The following is a 21,544-nucleotide window of genomic DNA, read 5'->3' as shown; positions in this document are numbered from 1 at the left end:
CAATACTTACCGTATTACTGTGTTTTCTCGGAGATGATAGTGAACTTCTCCGACAATAGGTCTGTATTTTTGACCATTGGTTTATTAGGATTCGTCATTAAAAGGAGCTTGAAATCATGAATGTATATCATAATACGCTGGAATTAATCGGGCGCACGCCGCTAGTAGAACTGCACAGCTATTCTCTGCCGAGGGGGATTCGTCTGTTCGCCAAGCTGGAGTTTATGAACCCCGGCGGTAGCGTGAAGGACCGGGTGGGCAAGGCTCTGATTGAAAAAGCCTTAAAAACCGGTCAGTTGAAGCCTGGCGGAACTTTAATTGAAGCCACAGCAGGCAACGCAGGTATTGGTCTTGCTATGGCAGCGCTCCATTATAATATCTCGGTTATTTTTGCAGTGCCTGAAAAGTTCAGCCAAGAAAAGCAGGATCTGATGAAAGCGCTGGGAGCACGTATCGTTCATACCCCGACAAGTGAGGGGATGAAGGGAGCCATCGAGAAAACGAAGGAGCTGGCTGCTGAATTTCAAGATGCTTATTTGCCGCGTCAATTCAGCAATCCGGATAATCCAGAGGCTTATTACACGACGATGGGACCGGAAATTTGGAACGATCTGGACGGAAAAGTAGATGTATTTGTAGCAGGAGCAGGTTCGGGGGGAACCTTTATGGGAACCTCGCGTTACCTTAAGGAACAAAATACATCCATTAAAACCGTAATCGTGGAGCCGGAAGGTTCCATTTTGAACGGCGGAGAATCGGGTTCGCATAAAACCGAAGGGATTGGCATGGAATTGATTCCTGAGTTTATCGATAAGGGTTATTTTAATGCCATTCACACGATTAGCGACGTCGATGCGTTTGACCGTGTCAAAGAGCTGGCAGCGCGTGAAGGACTTCTTGTCGGCAGTTCTTCCGGGTCGGCATTACATGCCGCTTTACTGGAAGCAGAGAACGCGGCGGATGGCGCACATATCGTCACCATTTTCCCGGATAGCAGTGAACGTTATCTGAGCAAAAAAATATATGAAGGCGGGATATAAAATGAAACGTAAAACAAAGCTGATTCACGGCGGCCTCCCTACCGATCCGCATACAGGTGCAGTTAACGTCCCTATTTATCAGGTAAGCACATATGAGCAAGAGGAAATCGGCGTTCATAAAGGCTACGAATATTCGCGTACAGGCAATCCGACCCGCTTTGCACTGGAAGAGTTGATCAAGGAGCTGGAGGAAGGAAAACGCGGTTTTGCTTTCGGCTCGGGGATGGCGGCGATTCATGCGGTATTTTCACTGTTTAATGCTGGAGATCATATTTTGCTGACCGATGATGTATACGGGGGCACATACCGTATTGTAAGCAAGGTGCTTAACCGGATTGGCATTGAGGCTACATTTGTAGATACGACCGACCTGGAGGCTATCTCCAAAGCGATCCGTCCGAATACAAAGGCACTGTATGTAGAAACGCCTACGAATCCGCTGCTGAAAGTTACGGATATCCGTACGGTTTCGGAGCTGGTGAAAAAGCATGACCTATTGCTGATCGTGGACAATACATTTGCCACGCCATATTGGCAGACACCACTTACGCTTGGAGCCGATATTGTCATTCACTCTGCTACCAAATATTTGGGCGGCCACAGCGATGTTGTAGCTGGTCTGGCTGTTGTGAACAGCGACGAGCTGGGAGAGCAACTTCATTTTCTGCAAAACGCCATTGGTGCTATTCTCGGCCCGCATGATTCCTGGTTATTGATCCGCGGTATTAAAACATTGGGTCTGCGTATGGAAGCGATTGAGCAAAATGCGAAGGAAATTGCAGCCTTTTTGGAAAAACATCCGAAGGTTAGCAAAGTGTACTATCCTGGACTGGAAAGCCACGCGCAGCACGAGCTGTCCAAAACTCAGACCGAAGGCTTTGGCGGCATTATTTCCTTTGATGTAGGTAGCGATGCTAACGCGGTTGCACTACTGAAAAAACTGAAATATTTTACGCTGGCTGAGAGTTTGGGAGCGGTTGAAAGTCTGATTAGTGTTCCGGCACGCATGACACATGCATCTATTCCGGTAGAACGCCGCGCAGAATTGGGAATTACCGAAGGACTGGTGCGGATCTCAGTAGGAATTGAAGATCTTGAGGATTTAATCGAAGACTTACAGGCGGCATTGCAAGGCTAAGAATCATTTGAAAAGTAAGGGGTGGCTGAGGCCGCCTCTTTTTTTTCGAAAATGTGGAAGAAGGTATTGATTTCCCTAGATAACCGAGTATAATACTTGGTAATAGGGTGCATCATAAGGAGAGAGACAATATGCAACTGATAAAAACACATAGCTATCTGCAAGTGGATGACTATTTGGATCTACTTAATTATGCGAAACAATTAAACGATACAGAGTGGCAGCAAGAGCTTAAAGAAGCCTTACAGCATCAATTGCTGGAGAATGGCAGAGAGACTAAAGATTCTGAAATCAATGCGCTTTGGCAGCATTTTGACCAGATCAACGATAGATTATTGGAGTTGTTTGATCTTTTACGAAATAGTAATAATTCGGTAGAGAGAAATTCGTGGAGCGAACAGATTTGGGAACTGAAGCTGGAGCGCATCAAGTTAGAAAAGCAAATTCAAGCGAGATATGCACATTATTAAGGGTTCGGCATACCAATAAATATAACAAAACTAGATAAAAAAAGGCATGCAGTTGTAACTGCAATGCCAAGAATTCGCGAAAATCAGTTAAAAAATAATGCTCAATACAAAGAAATTATTTTGAAGTTTGTTTCATGTCGCGCATCATTTTCATCATCATCGTCATCATTTCGTCGCATTCTTGCATTTTAGTCATCATCATATCCATGTTCATGTCCATCATATCCATATCCGACATTTTTTCCATGCACATGTTCATGCTTTTCATTTTAGCCATCATGTCTTCCATACACATGGTCATCATCATTTCCATACACATCTTTTCCATTGTTTTCCCTCCTCATCATTTGGAAATAGTAACTTCTTCCTAAACATACTATACCCTAGTAGGGATAGCAATAATCATGACAGCTAAAAACAGGTTTATGAGTATAGAAATTTTCAATAACGAAGTTAAGCACTCTGCTTTCTTCGTTTTTTTGTTTTTTAAGAATAGCCTCTTTTTTTGGGAGGAAGAAAGGAGTACGCAAAGGTGATAACGAATAGCTTTATATAGTTAAAATGAATGTTAACGGAATATTATCGCGACGTCTCTGAGGAAACAAAAACCTGGAGGGGGAATGTTATGAGGTTCACGCATCTGGAAAAAGCGACAACTGTGCTGTTGGATCATCCGGTTCGTATGACGTCTGCTTATGCAGTCGGTCCGGTCAAGCTGCCGGAAAATTGCGGTGTGGGTAGGGCATGGTCTGATCATTTTACCCCTGAGGAATGGGATTTGGAAAGGGCTTGTAATGAAGAAGGACTGGAGCTTTCGGCTGGAGGAAAGGTAGCGTGCCGCTTATTAACTGAGCTGGACCCTCGAAACGCCGAATTGAATTTAGGTGTCTTTCCGCCCTTGACTGAGCAAGAAAGGCTTTTGCTGGTTTCGAATCTCCGCTGCGCGGCAGCACAGGAAGTTATTTTCAGACCGTTTGAAGGAACAGGACAAATTTGGGTGGACGGCATATTGGTATATGCGGAATCCGGTCCTTTGCGCTTGTATTTGGAGGAAGGTAATCATACGGTGGTGGTCGTTGCAGCCTTTATTCCCGGTGAAGCTCGCTCTATTCGGATCAGTGGAACTCAGACGTGCGATAGCCCAGATGTGGAGGAACTGCATCAGGAATTCGTAGAGCGCAATATACGTTTTCATATGGCATGGCTGGAGGTGGAGAAACCCGCTGGCAGGGAGGGAGAAGACAGTCCGGTCTCGTTTTATTTGCTGCGCAAGGATCGTATAGATCTTCCTGTAGATCAGTCATTATGGGTCGAGGTAACGAATGATGAGGGAACGCTGCTGGATCGGTTTCAAGCGGTTTGGGAGCAGGAGCGGCAATATGCCTGGAATGAGGAAGTTACTGGGAATACGGGGATGCTGCATTTTACGGTTACATATCAGGACCATGAGGCAAGAGAGCATTACTTTGTGTACTCAATGCTTGTGCGGCCTTTGTCGGCGGTTGTGGAAGACTTACAAGAAGAGTACGACCAGTATAATCATTTTTATAATATAGATGCTCCTGGCTCTGCGAGGAATTTACAGGCAGAAGGCTTGCTGGAGGAACTGAAAAGATTAACTGCTTTGCCGGAAGACCCTTTTGAAATCTGGGATTATCGCATAGTGCGGGAATATATCAAGCTGCTAAAACGGATTTTCACACATGCATATACGGAACGACCTCAGCATCCATCTCGGGAAGATAACATCCTTTTGTGCCCTGACGGGATTGGCGAAGGCTTTTTTGTCTCCCGTTTGGACAACAGCCTTCAACGCTACACGATACAGCTTCCCCGAAACTATTCGGCGGATCGGCAGTATCCTCTGATCGTCCTGATGCCGGGCAAACGGTATGAGCTGGGTCTGCCGGATTTTCAGAAACGGGGCTTTGGACGGGGCTGGGAGGAAGAAGCGATATTCGTCACTTTTTCGTGCCGTGGAGTTACGCTGGGCAGTTACATTGGCGAAGCCGCTTTTCTGGAGGCGCTGGATGTCATTCTGCAAGCGTACCGGGTGGATGAAGACCGAATCTATCTGACGGGCTATTCTAACGGCGCATACGCAGCCTGGGCGATGGCACAGGCGTATCCTTCGCGTTTTGCGGCTATTGCTGTCATTGCTGGCGCACCGCATCCGAAGCATCTGATGAACTTACTGAATATGCCCATATTCAATGTGGCTGGAGATCAGGATTACTTGTTTGCGCAAGCTTATACGGCTTCTGAAACCGACCTTTCATCCGACCATTATAAAGGAGTAGTGGAACGGTATTCCAACCATTGGGACACGCATGAACTGAGGCTTTTGGACGGTGTACTGAGCTGGCTTATGCAATGGAAGAGAGTGACGGTACCTCAGCGTATTGCCTACCGAACGGAACGGGGGAGACATAACCGGGCTTATTGGCTGGAGCTGACGCAAGTGGATGAAACCGAGGAATACGCCGAACTGTACGGTGAATTGAGCAAAACGGGTGAACTGGATGTTAAAGCCGTCCACGTCGATGAATTTATTATTCACCTCTCACATGAGAGCGTACCGTTGGAGCTTGTCCATGTCCGTATTGGAGCGCGGGTTTTCGTGTTGGATTTACTAGAATATAACCGCTTTCGCTTTGTTAAAATAGAGTCGCGGAAACGCCCCTCACCTGAATATCGATTGATTGCTGAACGGGGTAGCGAAACGTATGGAAGTTCTGGAAAAGAAACGGATGACGAAACGGCAATGTTCAGGTTAAAAAGCGCAGGTCGGAATCCTTCTGGCCATGGTATGGGAGTGCTCGACGTTTATATGGGGCGCCTGCACATTGTCCTTCCGTCCAGCTATGCTACACCCGAAGAAGAGCAGGCGGTAAAACGGACGGCAAAGGCTTTGGCCAGCCCACGCACAGCAACCTGGAATCCGTATATCGGTGTTCATTACCCTGTTGTGGCTTCTCATGCAATTTCGGAGGAAGAGTTGGCTGACAGTAACGTTATCTGTATCACCTCGGGCTTGTCCAGACATGAGCTGCTTCAGCGGCATCAAGCCCATTTACAGATCACCTGTACGGAAAAAGGGTATATACTGGACGGCGATTTTACGGCAGGCGAGTATTGTCTTTCGTATATTCAGCCTGCCCCGTGGTCCACAAGCCAACAAATGCTTGTTGTGGCGACAAATTCTTCCCGTATGCTAGGTAAAAACCTGTTCACGCGCAGACTGATTATGCCCGGTTATTTTAACGGTCTGCACCCGTATTTGAACAAGGATATTATCGTGTATGACAGCAAGGGTGTACGTGCTTTTAATTTTACTTCCATAAATCAAGCGCAGCAAAAGCTGCAAGGCTGATCCAAAAGCCAGAACTAAAAAACCGTCCGGAGGCACGCTGGCGATCCTGACGGTTTTTTTTGCTGCTTCATTGCAGTGCTTTGTCATGGTAATGACGTCATATATAGAAGGGTGTTAGGACAGATCAGTTTTTATACTGCTCCATCAGGTATACGATCTTGACCTCATCGGCCAAATCGCCAAAGGGTTCATAAGGATTCTCCTGAATGATATGATATAAACGCTGGACTCGTTCCTTTGGCAGTTTGCGCACATATCTGGAAATAAAACCGGCGTGCGTGACCACATAGCGCTTTTTACGGACTGCCGCGCTGGCAACACGGACAAGAATATCCTCGCCTCCTGCCATTTCCAGAATGCGGCGCTCATAAAAGGTGACATAACGGAACGTTCGATCCTTAATTAGCTCACGATTTAATCTCGCAATCTCTCCGATATATCTGACCATAAGCGGTTCAAAGCTTTTGATCAGGAGAGGGTCGAGCGTTAGCTCCATATCCTTGCGGAGAACAAAAGATTGCAGCAAGGCGACTTGTTGGAGCCTTATCCGGTCGTTGTGAATGAGTACGGCAATCTCACGCAGCATTTCATAGGAGACACGCTCGCTGAGCTGTCGCAGGGCAACCGCGTTTTTATGATTGATGCTCAGGCCCTCTTTAATCTGCCCTATGCGGCCTCTGAACAGGCGTATAAGCTGCCTGTGCTGCTCATAGGGACGAATACGCTGCTGTAGAAGCACCAAGGGTAGCAGGAGAAGCGCGCCGACGATACCGCACAGGAGCATTTGCTGGGTTGAATGACCGAAAAAGACGGCGGCGGCCAGCAGAGCGATGCCGAAGGCGAGGTCCTTGCGAAAATAAAGCTTGGCTTTGCGGTTGGCATATTGCTCTACAGGCACCAGTGCATCGCGACCGCATGACGTACATTCCTTCTCCCATAGGGCAGTGAATTGTCCGCATCGTTTGCAGATCCGCAGCTTTTGGTACGCATGCTCGGTGTGGGTAAACGGACGAAATTGTACAGGCTGCTTGGAACTACTCATTGCGATCACTTCTCCGGTTCAGCAGGGCTAGAAGCTCAGTGTTCATTTGCGTAATCGAGGGAGCGCGTTTTTTATGTATAGTGTAAGTGATTAATTTGATGGCGACAAAAAGAAACAAAATCGCCAAACATCCGTATGAGATCATAGTGTACTTCCTCTTTCTGCTCAGATTTTTACAGCGATATTTTACAAGGGCGGGTTTCGCTTCTGTCATTTTTGTCGTATAAAGGAGAAGGCTGGTGCCCAATTGCCCTCGTTGGGGTATAATTATATCATTACTGCAGGATATTGGTAAAATCCCGCGATATAATAGACTTCTTGGCTGTATTCAGGCTATTCGGGCATCATTTTCAGCTGGCTCTCATGTAAAACTCATTATAATTTAATAGTAGGGGAGTACAACTGTAATTTAGAATGAGAACTAACCGGCAAAGGGGTACAGGCGATGTTTAGTAGAGACAGAAAATGGTTTTTGGTCATCGGAATCATATGTGCAATGATCATGACCTCAATTTCGGCATGGCAGCCGCAGACGGCGAATGCCGCTTCAACCTCCGCCTCCAAGGTGGATGCGGTGCTGGTCGTCGATGTGAGTAATTCCATGAACACCAGTGATCCAGGCAAAATTGGCAATGAAGCCATGAAAATGTTTATTGATATGCTGTCGACGCAAAATGACAAGGTGGGCATTGTAGCGTATACGGATGTCGTACAACGCGAGAAGGCTTTGCTTAATATTACGTCTGAAGCGGACAAGCAGGAACTGAAGTCGTTCATTGACGGGCTGAACCGGGGGGCGTATACTGACACCTCCGTAGGTGTCAAGGAAGCGATCCGAATTTTGAAGGATGGCAAAACAGCGGGACATGCGCCTATGATCGTCATGCTGGCCGATGGTAACAACGATTTAAATAAAACGACGGGCAGAACTGAAAGCCAGTCGGATCAGGATATGGCGAAGGCTGTGGCCGAAGCTAAAAATAGCGGCGTTCCAATCTACACCATCGGTTTGAATGCAGACGGAAAACTGAATAAAAACAAGCTCGCAGACATTGCGCAGCAAACGGGCGGTAAATCCTTTATTACCAGCTCGGCGGATGATCTGCCGAACATCTTGAGTGAAATTTTCGCCAGCAATTTGAAGCTGAAGGTTGTTCCCTTGCAGTCCATTACGGCTAACGGCAACTATCAGGACGTTACGGTAACTGTACCGAACGATAGCGTGCTGGAGGCTAACATTTCGATTATGTCCTCCAAGCCGGTGGATGCGAGACTGATAGACCCGTCGGGCAATACCAAGCCAATTCCTTCAAGTGATGTACTGTTGTCCAAGTCGAAAAGCTACTCGCTGATTAAGCTGCTCAAGCCTGTGGCTGGCGACTGGAAGCTTCAGGTCAAGGGAGTCCAGCAGGATCAGATTGATATTAATCTGGTATTCAACTATGATTTGGAACTGAAACTGGATGCACCGCCTGCCAAAGCTTACAAAAAAGGTGACGCAGTCCAAATTCGTTCCTACCTGACGAGTAACAATCAGCAGCTTCAGGATCAGGAACTGTATGCAAATATGAATGCAGTTCTGAAGGTCAAGGACCTCGATTCCGGTACAACGAATGAGGTTCCGTTGAAGAATGAGGGGGACGCTTTTACCGGCTCGTACACGATACCGGATGAGCATGACTATGAACTGACCGTCAGAGCTGAGGAAAAGAGCTTCTACCGTGAAACCCAGCCTGTGACCCTCAGTGCCAAGGCTGCGGCGGGCAGTGGCACGAATAACGGTACTACGACGGCACCGGCAGCACCTGCCGAGAAGTCCAAACTGCTACCCCTCATTCTGTTGGGGCTGGGACTGATCGTTCTGCTGATTGCAGCTTACTTTATCTGGAAGGCTGTCAAAAAAGCCAACCGCGGCTTTGTCGGACAAATCGTTCTGGAGATTCGGGACGAAAATACCGGCGAAAAAACGTATCCGCAATACAAAAAGCTGAACACCTTCCGGGGAAAATTCAATCTGCACCAGTTGCTGCAACTGGCACCGGAATTTGCCGGAACCGATAAGGTGGTGTTCACGCCAGCCAATCAGGACCGTATCATTGTGCGCAGCACTCCGGAGATTACGATTGAAAAATCCGGACGCGCTGTAGATGCAGGCAGTGGTCTTGAACTGAAAAACGGCGATCGTCTGACGATCCCACTGGCAAGCGTGGACAAAACCATTTTGCTGGAATTCATTTCAGTAAACAGCTAAATGAACCCTAGGAGGTCAAATCTATGAAACCAGTAGTCAGAGAGCATATCCAGCAATTAGACGTATCACTCGGTGGAGGGATCGTAAGCGATAAAATCAGGGTTGATACCATTGACAATCCCATTTTAATTATCGGACTCGGAGGGACGGGAATCGATGCCCTCCTCCGCTTGAAATATCAGATTAACCGCAGATTCAAGCTGCCAGCAGATCCGATTTCCAAGAAAAAAAGCGAGAAGCCGGACAACGTGGAATTTCTTGCTTTTGAAACGAATGAACAGGACCGTAACAAAAAATATAAAGGGATTGGCTTGGACCCGATCAACGAGTTTGTCCTGCTGTCCAATGCGGAAATCGGTGGCTTGCTGCAAAACCGCAGCATTTTGGAGCCGTACATTACGGATTGGCTATCACCCGAGCTGAGCATTACCGATGGCATGAACGGGGCAGCAGGGGTGCGTCAGGCTGGACGTTTGCTGCTGTTCACCAAAATCAATCAAGTCGTGCAAAGCATTGATAAAAAAATCAAAACCCTGTCTGAAGGTACTAATAAGAAGCTGATGGTGTTCCTCCTGTCCGGGTTGTCCGGCGGTACGGGGAGTGGTACCTTCCTCGATATCTCGTATATCGTCCGTGGGATTATTGAGCGCGATTACGGCTCCGCAGGTGTGGACCGCGTAAATACATTAGGGTATTTGTTTACGCCGGACATTAATCTGGCGAACAAAAGCTTAAGCGAGCATACACGTGAATATATTAAAAAGAACGGCTACGCTGCGCTGAAAGAGCTGGATTACTGGATGAATGTGGACAGCCGCAGTGAACGGTTCAAACAGCAGTATGGCAACATTTTGACCGTAAATTCACCGTTGCCGCCATTTAATCTGTGTCATCTCATTTCAGCGACGAATACAGAAGGCAAGCTACTGGAAAACGCTTATGATTACTGCATGAATGTCACCGCCGAGAACATCACCAACTTTATGGCGAGTGAGGAAAAGCAATCGGGCGAAGAGTTTGCCATTCATGACTATATCAGCAACATTCGTACCAATATTGCACAAATGAACAAGGCATATCCTGCCAACTACGATTACAATATTATCGGGGCTTCCTCAGCGGTACTGCCAATGGAGGAAATGACAACATATCTGGCCTACCGGATGTTTGGCAAAATGTCCAAAATGTTCGAGCAATCGCCGAATCAAGAGGATGTCGAGAAGTTTGCTCGCAAGCTGGGTGTCGATCTCGATAGCATGATCAAAAACTTTGAATCTCGTGTACCTGAACCGCTGCCGGGCTTTGAAAACAGTGAACGACTAAGCTACAACAATGTAGTCAAAATGCAAGTTGTGAATATGGATACCGAGCTGGAGCAGACCTTCCTGACGCGTGCCCGCGAGGAATATATCAAGGCGAAGAAGCAGCTTCCGGGTGAAATTACCGGGCAGTTTACCGACCAAATTCGCCGGATGTTCCTGCATCCCGAGCAAGGGCCGTTCTATGTATCCCGTATGATTTATACGGAAAAAGGCTTTAGCTTGCTGAAAATGCTGCTTTCGTACATTGAGACGCTGCGTGAATCACTGCATCGTATCCCTACGGATATTGAATGGGCGCGTGAACAGGCGGGTGAAAAGCTGGGCGATGCCAAGAGCGCATTCGTGTCCAAGGACAAAAAGAAAAATGCGTACATTGAAGCGAAAATCAATGAATACTGGCTTCGGGCCGATGTGGAGCGTACAGAGCAGCTTATTGAATTTTATGAAGACCTGTATGATCTGCTGAATAAGGAAAACAGCCGCATTTATAATGTATTTACTGAAATTTTGAACGCACTGAGCGCGATTTTCGAGAAGAATGGCGATCTGCTGATCAACGGCGAAGAACAGTCCGATCACAGAGGCAACAAGACGTACTATTGGAATCTAGTCAGCGTGCCGGATATTTCCGAAGTCGTAACCAAGCTGCTGGATAAGCGTGATGGTGATGATCTGATTCGTGATTTTGCCCAAGAGTTGTTAGAAAATTCAGATCAATGGGTGAAGGATCAGGATATCGACATCATTAGTTCCATCTCCAACTTCCTGACCGACAAGTTCGGTGATCTTATTACCCGTTCGATGGAGGATTTCCTCGTTATGAAATACGGGCAAGATGAGGCCATTGAAAAATTCGTAGAGCGCTATATTGCGAGCAAACTGGATGAAGAAGCTGTGCCTGTTTTCCATCTGAGCAATAGCTCCGGTAACTTGTACTTCCCGTCATGGGGCTTCGTCTCGGTTCCAGTGCAGTCGCCTAATATTCTGAAAGGCGTTCGCAATTATCAAAATAATGCCATTGGTAAATCACACTTTACAATTAAAGAGAGCGAAGTCCGTAACCGGATTTTCTGGCTCAATACGCGCAATGGTGTGCCATTGTTTGTCTATACGCCGCTCAAGGTGTATGAAGAAAGCTATGAAAAAACGATTCTCGACCGTGAAGGTATTGGCCGCCATCTGGTGCAAACAGGCCAGAACAACTGGACGAATCTGCCGTCGCCGATTCCTGAAAAATCCTGGGGCGAAACGTATGTCAATTCGCGTGTGCAAGCCTACAATGCCCGCATTCGTAATGACTTCGACCGTGCCAAGTCACTTGGTGTGATCCGTGAAAAGGATGTCGACCAGAATACGAGCAGCCGCTTTACCGTGCTGCGTTCACGTGCCCTGGATCTGAACGGTCTGCTGGCAGGCTACGATATGCGTTTGCAGGAATCCAAGCCGAATCTGGGTGAGGTAAAGAGAGCATGGTCCGAGCTGAAACGTCTGCTGGCTGAAGGGCTGGAACAGGCGGGAAGCAAGGACATCTTTGGCAGCATCAATGAAGAGATGGCGAAGGAAAACCTGATCCGTTCACCGGAGTTAACGCAGGTGGTTCGTGAAGAGCTGGCTAAATATACTCAAATTGAAGCGAAGGCCGCCGAACTGGAAGCCTTGCTGGGCAAATATCAGGATGAGGAAAAATGGCTGGATCAGTTCATTCAGGCACTCTATACCGACACGATTACGAAGAAAGGCGCTTTGTACGTCTATGACCGTGATGAAGAGGAAGAGGCTTGGGAGCCGTTTGCCAATGTCATGAAGAGCCGCAATTACGTGGAGTTTGAAGTATTTACGAACTTCCGGGGTCTGGAAGAGAAAAAATATGCAGCTCTGATGCGTAAGGCGGATCGCCGTGATGCTGTCCTGACTTCGTCCGAGGATATTACGCCGTTGCTGACGAAGCTGGATGAACTGGCTGCAACCTACACCGAAGCCCGAAATCAATTGGAATATGAAAAGGTGGAGCTGGCTAACGGAGCGGAACTCTATGCGTTCTACGCTCAAATGTCCGGGAAACTAAACGATATCCGCAGAAAGTTGAAGTAAAGTATGAGAGAGCAGCTGTTACGTTATGCGGCTGACTATGCAGTCGCAGAGGACCAATTAATCGGTAGCGGGGATGGACGCAGCAGCATCCATTTCCCTTCCGTGTTTCTTTTTATCGGTGACCGTATGGGCCCGGCGATGAACACTATTGCAGATATCAACCGGACCAAGTGGGATAACAGTACGGGGGTAACGTACATCCACATCCGCTCGCAGGAGGATCATGCCGCTGTTGACCGTTCGATGGATGCCATTGTCCATACAGTAGCGGTACCGGAGGAAAGCAGCCACAAAACCGGGCGCCGTGATTTGCATCAGGCTTTTTATACACATGAATCGCAGTTGATTGAGCTTAATGCCGCGTTGCGCCGGGCTAGTGGGCACTTGGCAGATTACGGTCGCTTGTATTCCTCGTTCGAGCGTGTCCATCTGTCGATCCTGACGACAGCGGATGATCCCATGAATGTATTGGTTCCCGAGATTACGCTGTTGGCGGAATACATTTTTGCACAGTCCTTTAAGTCGGTACAGATGGATCTGTACGTATTGGTCAGCGAAAGCGATCAGGCAGCCCAATATGGCTACAGCAGCGCAACGTCAGTCGCTTTTATGCGGGAGCTGGACTATATCCAAAGTCCGGATTATACGTTCACGGCACCACTGCATATGACCGAGGACAAACTGACCATTCCTGTATCTCATGCTCCGTCGCCGTTGTTCGATCTTGTCTATGTGCTGTCCGACAAGAACGAACGCGGTGTAACGGTGCCGAATAGCCTGCGGGAGAGCTGTGATATCATTTGCCACATTCAGCTTCTTAAAAATCGTTATCAGGCGGGGGATTCCTATCGGTCACAGGATGGGGGATACAACAATACATCGTTTAAAAACAACATCATGACGGAATCCGGGCGGCAGGGCTATGTGTCGGCCGGATTTTCCCGGGTAAAGCGCCCTAATGAGTCGATTGCGCTTACGGTGCTGTATCACTTTTATGTGAAGCTGCTGGCGCGTATGAGAACAGAGCAGGAATGGGATATACGCGATAAGCTGGATTATTTCGGTCTGGATGCTACCGAGCGCGGCCGTACACGTAATGACCTCGTTCCTGGCGATGAGGCCATTACCGACATGAGCGCACTCATGACCAGCGGAGCCAGCTACGGCTCGTTGAAGCGGATGACACTGCGCGAGGCAGAGGAAGCCTTGTTCGGACAGGGCTGTGAAGCCTTTTTCCGTGATAATTGTGAACGGATCGTACACAAACGGTTGGGGGATTTTCAGGCGGAATTACGTCTGCAAACGGCTGTGAACGAATCGGCCAAGGAGCACCCTGAGATCGGTTTGTTCGAGCTTACGGACTGGACGGATGAGAATAAGACTGGGAATGTGCTTACCGCCATTCGGGGACTGATTCGCGATACGTCCAATGATTTGCAGGTCAGCGCTGCCGAGCTGGATGCCCTGTATAGCGGACGAGTGGAGGACCAGCCTTTTCAACGCTTACCGCTGATGGATAAACATAATGTGCGCAGCTTGATCCGTTATCTGACCGAGACGGTTTATGGGCACAAGCTGCACATGCTGCGGATTCAAACGGATCTGGAGCTACTTCGCCGTTATGAGCTGGCTCTTGAAAAATGGCATATGCAGGCGAAACATATTACTGTACAGCTTGCCAATTTGGAGCGTGATCTGCATCAGGCTGCAACGGACAGCGTCCGTCAGGCTGACAGCTACACGGGCCAAAATCTGTTTGAGTATTACGAGCGTGTGACGGAAGATGTCATGCAAGAGCTGGAGACCAAGCGGGGCAAATCTGTATTCTTTGATGTACGACATATGGGTCCTGTGTCCAATTTGCTGGATGGAGGTCCGTCAAAGCTGGTGGATCGACTCACACAGACTTGCCGCACCCTGATCCTCAGCGCACAGCCGTTTAACCAGACATTCGAGGAAGAATTGCTGCGGCGGGCGAATGTGGCTGCTGCCTATGAAAATCGGCTGGTCGTTCCGAAGGATGAGCTGTTTAAAAAACTGTACCAAACGCTGGAGGAAAACGGCGGGATTAACGTGCGTTTACTGGATTACACTCATGAGCATCGGTATGAGGAAAAGTATTTCTTTGGTGACTACGAAGGCGAATTTCTTCCTTATGCGCTGGATGTGGATATTACCTCGCGCATTTACAAGCTGGGGTTTGTGCATGAGCGCCGCAGCAGCGGGGTAGAAAAGCTTCATTTGATGGGTGGTTTCCATCTGGAGGATCTGATGGTCTACCGCAACGGCAAGACATATTATGAGACATATATCGCGAATGGTTTCGTGTTTCACGGGATCAACGCGGATCGGCTGCCGGAATTGCGGTAGCAACATTTGTATCCTACTTTAATTATGGAAGGAAGCAACGATTCTTATGAAGCAGCGTAAATTTAATGTTCTCCTGCTGCTGTTCGGCTTGCTGGGCGCCGTAGTGGGCTTCATCATTGGAGAGCTGATTCTTAACAAACTGATAGGCCACTGGCCGCATATCATCGTGATTGGGCTGTATTTTGGCATCATGGCGCTGTGTATTGGCCTGGGATGCCTTATCGGCGAATGGATTTCGCCACAACTGAACGGGCCGTCATGGCGGCAGCGATACTCCGGACTGTCCTGGAAGCTGCTGGTGCCTGCTACGCTGGTGATGCTGTTCGTGGCAGGGCTGCTGCTGGAGCTGGGCTATCAGGTGAATCCAGAAGGTCGCAAAAGCGTACAGGACCTCGTGCTCGTCATTGATAATTCCGGAAGTATGCAGCAGACAGATCCCGATAACGAACGCTTGACAGCCGCCAAGAGTCTAATTGGTCAAATGGATGGAGACAAGCGGGTAGCCATCGTTTCCTTTGAGTCCACTGCGCAGTTGGTTCAGCCGTTTACCCCGATTGGCACAGATGCGGAGAAGCAAGCCGTTTATGCCAAGATCGACAGCATGCAGACCTTAATGACAGGCGGCACAGAAATCGGTCTTGCTTTGGATGAAACCATCAAAGAAATCGAAACTCAGGGTAATGCGGAAAAGGGCTCTCTGGTTATTATGCTGTCTGACGGCTTTAGTAGGCTGGATACTCAGACGGCATTGGCTCCTTACATCGCCCGGCAGATTCCGATTAATACAATCGGTCTGAAGCTTGCTGAATCCGATGGTATAGCATTATTGCAAAATATTGCCCAAATGACGGGTGGAACTTACTTCAGTGTGGCGAATGCGCAAGGTCTTACTCAGGCATTTGGTAAAATTTATGACAAAATCGGCGACCGTACACTGGTAACGGAGCGAACAGGTGAGTATGCGGACAGTCTGTATTTTGCCATTTATCGCGTAACGGCTCTGGTAATTGTTGGAGTCCTACTGGGATTGGCGCTCGGACTGATGTTCGATAACCGTTTTCTAGCGCGGAATTTCGCGATTGGCGGGGTTCCTGCCGGATTGCTGGCTGGCTTTATTTTGGAAAAGGGTCTGTCCGGCTCGCCCATCGGTGATTTGATGATTCGTTTGGTGGCAGCGCTCGTATTGGCGGCCCTGATCGCCGTCTTCTCGCTCGTGCTGCCGATTGCGGAAAATACTCGCCGTTCTTCCGGCGGAGGAAACCCCGGTGCGCCAACAGGTCGCCGGAGAGGCGCACCGGAAGGTCCGCCGCGTAATCGACGAAGCAGTGGATTTTAGAACGGGAGGCGGAACTTATGCAGTATAGGGATGCACAGCCCGGTGATCCTGTTATTTCGGAGCTGAGCCACAAAATTGACGACAACCGGGTTGTGCTTCGCTGGCAGTGGCCGGAAGGAGCAGCCGTGGTATATATTGCGAAACAATTAGCCGATCCGGGTGTGAACAGGCAGGAAGATGCCGAAGCCTTGCCGCCTTTTTCAAGCCTTAAGCTCTTCACACGTGAGGAGTACAAGGCTGCTGGCAGTTACCGCGACCGGATCGATGGCATTGGACGCGTGCGGTATACCGTGTATCCGGCTGTGCGGGAGGACGGAGATACTTTTGTGATCCGTCAGCAGAACGGAGCTAACCGGCTGGAACTGAGCACGGGTAAAGCTAAAATCAGATATGCGGTCCACCACAAAAAAGGCTGGTTTCGCAGCCGCAAAACGGTGCAGATTCAGGTGACGGCTGAAGTTCCTGTTCCGCAGGAGGCGCTTTGCTATGTGAAAAAGCGTGGTGGCTATCCGGCGGACCGGGAGGACGGGACCTTGTACCCGTTCACGGCACCGTTTGCTGCGGGACGGAATGTGTTGCCTGCTGTGGAAGTAGGCGGAGATGAATATGTGCGGTTGTTTTTTACGGACGGTCAGAAATATAGCACGGTATATGAATTAGTCCCTGAATGAAAGGAGGCCGCAACCGATGAGTTTTCTTAGCAATTTATTCAGAAGAAAGCCACAGGCAGCACCAAGGCCGTTATTTTATGATATTGTGTGCCCTTATTGCTTTAGCAAATTTTCCCCGGAAGAAGTTGTATTCCGCGCTTCCCATCACCGTGAGGATGACGAGGATTATGCTTTGGGCGAGGATGAGCTGCTGAACAAATATCGGGAGCGCTTTGGCTTGGACAGTGTACATGATATGGAAGCCATTCTTCACCCTCTTGATGTTCCTGAGGAACATCGTTTGTACTCAGATCATGTACTGACAGGTCTGACGGATCGTTACGGCGAGCTTACACGTCGCAGATTGTGTCCACATTGCCATAACGAACTGCCAGTGACCGCTGGTAAGGTGCCGAGTAATATTATTTCGATTATTGGAGCTTCGCAGGCGGGCAAATCTGTCTACATGACCTCCCTGATTCATACGTTGCAGCATGTTACGGCCGATCATTTTGATGCGGCTTGCATGCCACTCAATGCGGAGATCAGCCGCAAGTTCCGTACGATGTATGAGGAACCGTTGTTTGAGCGTGGGGATCTGCTGACCTCTACACAGAAGGAAAAGATGCAGGAGCCTTTTATCTTCCAGTTTGTGTTTAAGGATGAGGAAAAACCGCCACTGACGCTGGTGTTTTTTGATGTCGCCGGTGAGGGGATGGTCGATCAGGACTATCTGGGTCTGCACGGGCAGCATATTAAAAATTCGGCGGGTATTCTGTTTATGGTCGATCCGCTGCAAATCCGTTCTATTCGGGAGCGTATCAAGATTAACATCGGCGACAAGCCGGGCGAATGGGTTTCGCAATATGATGAGCCGCGTGACGTCGTACTTACGATGTTCGGTGATTTTATTGCCTATCAGGAAAAAGGGAAGACGGACATTCCAACCGCCATTGTCCTGACCAAAAGTGACATGCTCACTGCGCTGGCAGATGAAGAAGGCACGTACATCAAGACGAACAGCAATATCTTTAATCCAATGGAGCATCGGAAGTATATGGATTTGGATGAGTTTGCGAACATTGATGGCGAGGTTCGGCGGTTCATTGAAAAGGTGGATAAGCCGTTCAAGGGCACGATGGATGTGTATTTTACAGATACGGCCTATTTTGCGGTTTCCGCCTTGGGCAGCAATCCGGTAGATCAAAAGCTGCAAGGGCTGGTTAGTCCGATCCGTGTGGATGAGCCCTTCATTTGGCTACTCTACAAGCTGAAGTACATTGAGGGGAGAGAATCACAGTGAGTAATTCTACCTCTCATTTGATACAGCAGCAGATGTACACACGGGAACGGCGTGGTATTTTCCGTTCAACGGAAGGCTTCGATACGGTGGCCAATTCCAAGGGGCTGGACACTACCTTTATTAAAAAGATGCTGCATCCCTTGTGTGTGTATGATGCGCCTGCTGCTTTAACGGCGCGTGGCGAGAAGCAGGAGAGCGTCTACCCGGAAGCCATGCATCTGGTACGGACGGAGTCCGGGGATGTGGTGCTGGGACGCAGTATCTACAAGGCAGCGGATTTTACCGGGTTGCGGAGCGCCTTTTTTACGCACAATTATGTGATTCCAGGCGGGCATGGTGAATCTCCGTCTGATTACAAGCAGTGGCTGAACACATCTTTTGTCGATACTTACGATATTGAGCAAGGAACGGAATTGCCGGAATTGGAGCGTCTGCCGGGTGGGAGCGTATTTCCATCTGTTGATCCGTCTGCGGTGCTGTCTCAATTGCAGCTCGGCGAAGAAGTTTTCAAGCAGATTCTATATGCAGTTATGATGTCCGCGACGGGACGTAAAAAGGTATATATAGCATTGAACGTTCCTTCAGAAGCGGTGGCATCTTCAGCCAAGCTGTTGCTGGGTGTGTTGTATGCGGCGCTGCCTTATGCATTTCGCAACAGACTCGGATTTCTTACATACGCGAAGGAGCCGCACAGCAGAAAAGGCATTCATTTGATGTTTGTTGAGCCTTTCAGTTTGCGTCCTGGTGATCGGAATGTGGAAAAGGATTTTGTATTTGACCTTACTAACAGTGGCCGGATACTCAATGTGGATGCAGAGCAGGTAAGACAGCCGTATTTTGACTGGATTACCCGTACGTTGCTGAATGGCGAGACGCCGGACGATTTTTTCAAATTTGCCGAGCAGATGCTGACTGGCATGGAGGCGGGGCGTGATCTGACGCTATCCAGCTATCACGAGCTCATTACGCTGTACAGAATAGAGCAGGGAGAGCGGGCGCTATATAACGAACGGCGAATTTCCGTGCTGAGAAGCTTGACTGATTATTTGTCTTCTCCCGATGCGTTGCCACGTAAAATGCGGCTGAATGACTTGTTTCTGTCGTTTTTTGATCATGAATTTGATCGGGTGAAGGATGGATATATTCCTGACGTGGGTCTGGTCGACTGCTTCAAGGATTACTATAAAGTTCACGCTCGTAGCAGCGAGAATCGGTTGGTGGAGTATTTGATCCGCTCGCTGAATAACGCCTATACCGCCAGAAATACGGAAGCTGTCACTTTTATTTATCATACGATTGAAGAAAATCCTTCATTGGGCAAGGCGTATTTTACGAAGGTGCTGGGTAATCCGGCGCTCACGAAGATGCTGTTCATTCCCTACATGGACAGTCAGATGAAAAGAACACCGGATGTGAAGGGCTTGCTTGCTGTCGTGCATGAATGGGGCAGTCGATATATTGAAGTATCGGCGAATGCCGATTTTCAGCTTTTAGCTGAGTCCGCATTGATGGGCAGACTGCGTGCTGAAAGAAAGCCGGTAGAGGCTGTGGCTGCTATTCATCAACGGTTGCAACAATGGGAAAGTAGCTCTACGGGAGGCCAACTCTCTCCACTGGAGCAATCCGGGTTAACCGAACGCTTGCAGGAAGCGTCGGATCGGTATTTGCTTACCGAAGTGGAGCTAAAGGAAATCTCACCTGATCAGGTCGTACAGATTCCGTTCTTTACTCGTCCTGATTTGGTGCAGTGGGTCGGGAAGCTGCCGGCTCCGCTCAAGGGACAAGCGGTGCGATTGATTGCGGCTTACGATTGGTTTAGCACGGAGAACCCAGAACCGTCAGTGCTGGACGGTCTGGAGCCGGGCGAAGTGGAAAAGGTGCAGGACTGGGCTTACAGCTGGCTGCCCCAGCAGCTTGCGGAGGGCCATTTTGCCCGCCTGCTGCCTGCCTTCTATCGTTCTGACGGCACAGGCGAAGGAATGCTGGATTTTGCCCGTTTGGTCAGCTCGATCCGCAAATGGGCGAAGGATAACGATACGATGTACCGTTTTATTCGCTGGTCGGAGGGCCAGGCTGAATTTGCTACGCCACGGGGCGGCTTTGAACCAGCCTATCGACGTGCGTTGCTTTTGTTCTTCCAGAAGGAAGGACGCGAGGGGCTGCATAAAAAAACGCTGTGGCGTGAATATTTTGAACCCGCGAAGCCTGTTTTTAAAAATTTTTATCTGACAGCGAAGCGTGAGACGGATACGTCTTTAGTCAAAACGCTTCGTCGTTTCCGAAAGGGCGGGGTGATTTCCGGAATCGTGCTTGTCGTCATTGCTGGCACGCTAGGAGGCCTGAAGGCAGCAGGTGTTATCGGTTCTGATGCCGCCGCGCCTGCGCCTGTCAATACACCCAAGCCAGTGCAGCAACCTGTAGTGAAGCCTAAAGTGCCCGTAAAGGAAGAGCCTACGGCGATTGTGACTCATGTACCTAACACCAAGGCGACTACGAAAATGGTCAAGCTTTTGTTCGCTTTTCAAAATTCGACGGAGCAGACGACGTTTAAGCCTAAAAAGCTCGTCATTGTAGGTGCGGATCAACAGGAGCATTTATACGAAAATTTTACGCTGGTTGAACAGAATGACAAGGAAGCAGCTAGCAAAGCCAACACTGGACAATCTGGTGACACGAAGACCGGCAGTGCGACAACAGGAAGTACGACAACAGGGGGGACCACTGGCAGTGGTTCAACGGCTGGGGGCGGTACATTCAGCGGGAACAGCGCTGATCAGGTCGGAACGGTGACAGGGGAATCGGGCGCAGGCACGACATTGGGCACTCCTACGGAGGGGAACGGCGCAGCAACCGATGGAACCACAGGCAGCAGCACAACGTCAGGTGGTGCTACAGGAACAACATCTAATCAGGGTACAGGTTCAGCCAATGGAACCGGGACCGATTTTAACGCGTCAACCGAGTATGACTTGAAGCAGTATCCTTATCGCACACTGCTGACCATTTGGCAACGGCTGGAGCTAGACGATGCCAGTACAGTAACGGTGGATGGAAAAGAGTACCGGCTGGTTCAAGTGAAAACCGCAGACTAAGCCGTATTCCAATGGTTTCTCATGTACAAGCCATTATACATGAACCAACAAGCAAAGAGACGGGCT

Annotated in this window: 13 protein-coding genes; 11 read left to right on the top strand and 2 right to left on the bottom strand. The window is 48.9% G+C overall.

Annotated features, from left to right (window positions below):
* Window positions 1-116 precede the first annotated feature (116 nt).
* From ACQ4MX_RS02435 to ACQ4MX_RS02425, 3 genes are all read left to right on the top strand, one after another.
* Entirely contained in the window at window positions 117-1,040 is a 924-nt protein-coding gene (locus ACQ4MX_RS02435) for a PLP-dependent cysteine synthase family protein (RefSeq protein WP_134909849.1), read from the top strand.
* A 1-nt stretch (window position 1,041) separates the two neighbouring features.
* Window positions 1,042-2,178 carry a bifunctional cystathionine gamma-lyase/homocysteine desulfhydrase gene (locus ACQ4MX_RS02430; RefSeq protein WP_431089143.1) on the top strand — a complete coding sequence of 379 codons (1,137 nt, stop codon included), beginning with the start codon at window positions 1,042-1,044 and terminating at the stop codon, window positions 2,176-2,178.
* Between the two features lie 131 nt (window positions 2,179-2,309).
* Complete coding sequence (locus tag ACQ4MX_RS02425; protein ID WP_044645523.1) at window positions 2,310-2,648, top strand: hypothetical protein; 339 nt, start codon at window positions 2,310-2,312, stop codon at window positions 2,646-2,648.
* 115 nt (window positions 2,649-2,763) lie between these two features.
* Here the strand turns inward: ACQ4MX_RS02425 and ACQ4MX_RS02420 are convergent, their stop codons facing one another.
* Entirely contained in the window at window positions 2,764-2,976 is a 213-nt protein-coding gene (locus tag ACQ4MX_RS02420; RefSeq protein WP_134909843.1) for a hypothetical protein, read from the bottom strand.
* 297 nt (window positions 2,977-3,273) lie between these two features.
* On the opposite strand from ACQ4MX_RS02420, the gene ACQ4MX_RS02415 reads away from it, so the two are divergent.
* Window positions 3,274-6,021 (top strand): PHB depolymerase family esterase, encoded by a 2,748-nt coding sequence (locus ACQ4MX_RS02415; protein WP_431089142.1) that lies wholly within the window; start codon window positions 3,274-3,276, stop codon window positions 6,019-6,021.
* Window positions 6,022-6,145: 124 nt separating this feature from the next.
* Here ACQ4MX_RS02415 and ACQ4MX_RS02410 read toward each other — a convergent pair whose 3' ends face one another.
* Window positions 6,146-7,063 carry a hypothetical protein gene (locus ACQ4MX_RS02410; protein WP_431089141.1) on the bottom strand — a complete coding sequence of 306 codons (918 nt, stop codon included), beginning with the start codon at window positions 7,061-7,063 and terminating at the stop codon, window positions 6,146-6,148.
* Window positions 7,064-7,508: 445 nt separating this feature from the next.
* Here ACQ4MX_RS02410 and ACQ4MX_RS02405 point away from each other — a divergent pair, with 445 nt between their 5' ends.
* The 7 genes from ACQ4MX_RS02405 to ACQ4MX_RS02375 are packed head-to-tail and all read left to right on the top strand — an operon-like array spanning window position 7,509 to window position 21,478.
* Window positions 7,509-9,314 carry a vWA domain-containing protein gene (locus tag ACQ4MX_RS02405; protein ID WP_431089139.1) on the top strand — a complete coding sequence of 602 codons (1,806 nt, stop codon included), beginning with the start codon at window positions 7,509-7,511 and terminating at the stop codon, window positions 9,312-9,314.
* A gap of 23 nt (window positions 9,315-9,337) precedes the next feature.
* Entirely contained in the window at window positions 9,338-12,727 is a 3,390-nt protein-coding gene (locus tag ACQ4MX_RS02400; protein ID WP_431089137.1) for a tubulin-like doman-containing protein, read from the top strand.
* Window positions 12,728-12,730: 3 nt separating this feature from the next.
* Window positions 12,731-15,097: a transcription initiation factor TFIID gene (locus ACQ4MX_RS02395; RefSeq protein WP_431089136.1), complete on the top strand. Its 2,367-nt coding sequence runs from the start codon at window positions 12,731-12,733 to the stop codon at window positions 15,095-15,097.
* A 46-nt stretch (window positions 15,098-15,143) separates the two neighbouring features.
* Complete coding sequence (locus ACQ4MX_RS02390; protein WP_431089135.1) at window positions 15,144-16,433, top strand: vWA domain-containing protein; 1,290 nt, start codon at window positions 15,144-15,146, stop codon at window positions 16,431-16,433.
* Between the two features lie 17 nt (window positions 16,434-16,450).
* Window positions 16,451-17,104: a beta-mannanase gene (locus ACQ4MX_RS02385; protein ID WP_431089133.1), complete on the top strand. Its 654-nt coding sequence runs from the start codon at window positions 16,451-16,453 to the stop codon at window positions 17,102-17,104.
* A gap of 16 nt (window positions 17,105-17,120) precedes the next feature.
* Window positions 17,121-18,386 carry a TRAFAC clade GTPase domain-containing protein gene (locus ACQ4MX_RS02380; RefSeq protein ID WP_431089131.1) on the top strand — a complete coding sequence of 422 codons (1,266 nt, stop codon included), beginning with the start codon at window positions 17,121-17,123 and terminating at the stop codon, window positions 18,384-18,386.
* A complete protein-coding gene (locus ACQ4MX_RS02375; RefSeq protein ID WP_431089130.1) occupies window positions 18,383-21,478 on the top strand; it encodes a hypothetical protein in 3,096 nt (1,031 codons plus the stop codon). Before ACQ4MX_RS02380 ends, ACQ4MX_RS02375 begins: the two co-directional genes overlap by 4 nt.
* Window positions 21,479-21,544 lie beyond the last annotated feature (66 nt).

The sequence above is a fragment of the Paenibacillus sp. 8b26 genome, assembly GCF_050626875.1.
Taxonomy (GTDB): domain Bacteria; phylum Bacillota; class Bacilli; order Paenibacillales; family Paenibacillaceae; genus Paenibacillus.
Note: the sequence above shows the minus strand (reverse complement) of the source record. Positions and strands in the feature narration are given on the sequence as shown.

Excerpts from the sequence above, each read along its gene's own strand:
- ACQ4MX_RS02435 (WP_134909849.1), top strand. The coding sequence starts at position 117 with ATGAATGTATATCATAATACGCTGGAATTAATCGGGCGCACGCCGCTA.
- ACQ4MX_RS02430 (WP_431089143.1), top strand. The coding sequence starts at position 1,042 with ATGAAACGTAAAACAAAGCTGATTCACGGCGGCCTCCCTACCGATCCG.
- ACQ4MX_RS02425 (WP_044645523.1), top strand. The coding sequence starts at position 2,310 with ATGCAACTGATAAAAACACATAGCTATCTGCAAGTGGATGACTATTTG.
- ACQ4MX_RS02420 (WP_134909843.1), bottom strand. The coding sequence starts at position 2,976 with ATGGAAAAGATGTGTATGGAAATGATGATGACCATGTGTATGGAAGAC.
- ACQ4MX_RS02415 (WP_431089142.1), top strand. The coding sequence starts at position 3,274 with ATGAGGTTCACGCATCTGGAAAAAGCGACAACTGTGCTGTTGGATCAT.
- ACQ4MX_RS02410 (WP_431089141.1), bottom strand. The coding sequence starts at position 7,063 with ATGAGTAGTTCCAAGCAGCCTGTACAATTTCGTCCGTTTACCCACACC.
- ACQ4MX_RS02405 (WP_431089139.1), top strand. The coding sequence starts at position 7,509 with ATGTTTAGTAGAGACAGAAAATGGTTTTTGGTCATCGGAATCATATGT.
- ACQ4MX_RS02400 (WP_431089137.1), top strand. The coding sequence starts at position 9,338 with ATGAAACCAGTAGTCAGAGAGCATATCCAGCAATTAGACGTATCACTC.
- ACQ4MX_RS02395 (WP_431089136.1), top strand. The coding sequence starts at position 12,731 with ATGAGAGAGCAGCTGTTACGTTATGCGGCTGACTATGCAGTCGCAGAG.
- ACQ4MX_RS02390 (WP_431089135.1), top strand. The coding sequence starts at position 15,144 with ATGAAGCAGCGTAAATTTAATGTTCTCCTGCTGCTGTTCGGCTTGCTG.
- ACQ4MX_RS02385 (WP_431089133.1), top strand. The coding sequence starts at position 16,451 with ATGCAGTATAGGGATGCACAGCCCGGTGATCCTGTTATTTCGGAGCTG.
- ACQ4MX_RS02380 (WP_431089131.1), top strand. The coding sequence starts at position 17,121 with ATGAGTTTTCTTAGCAATTTATTCAGAAGAAAGCCACAGGCAGCACCA.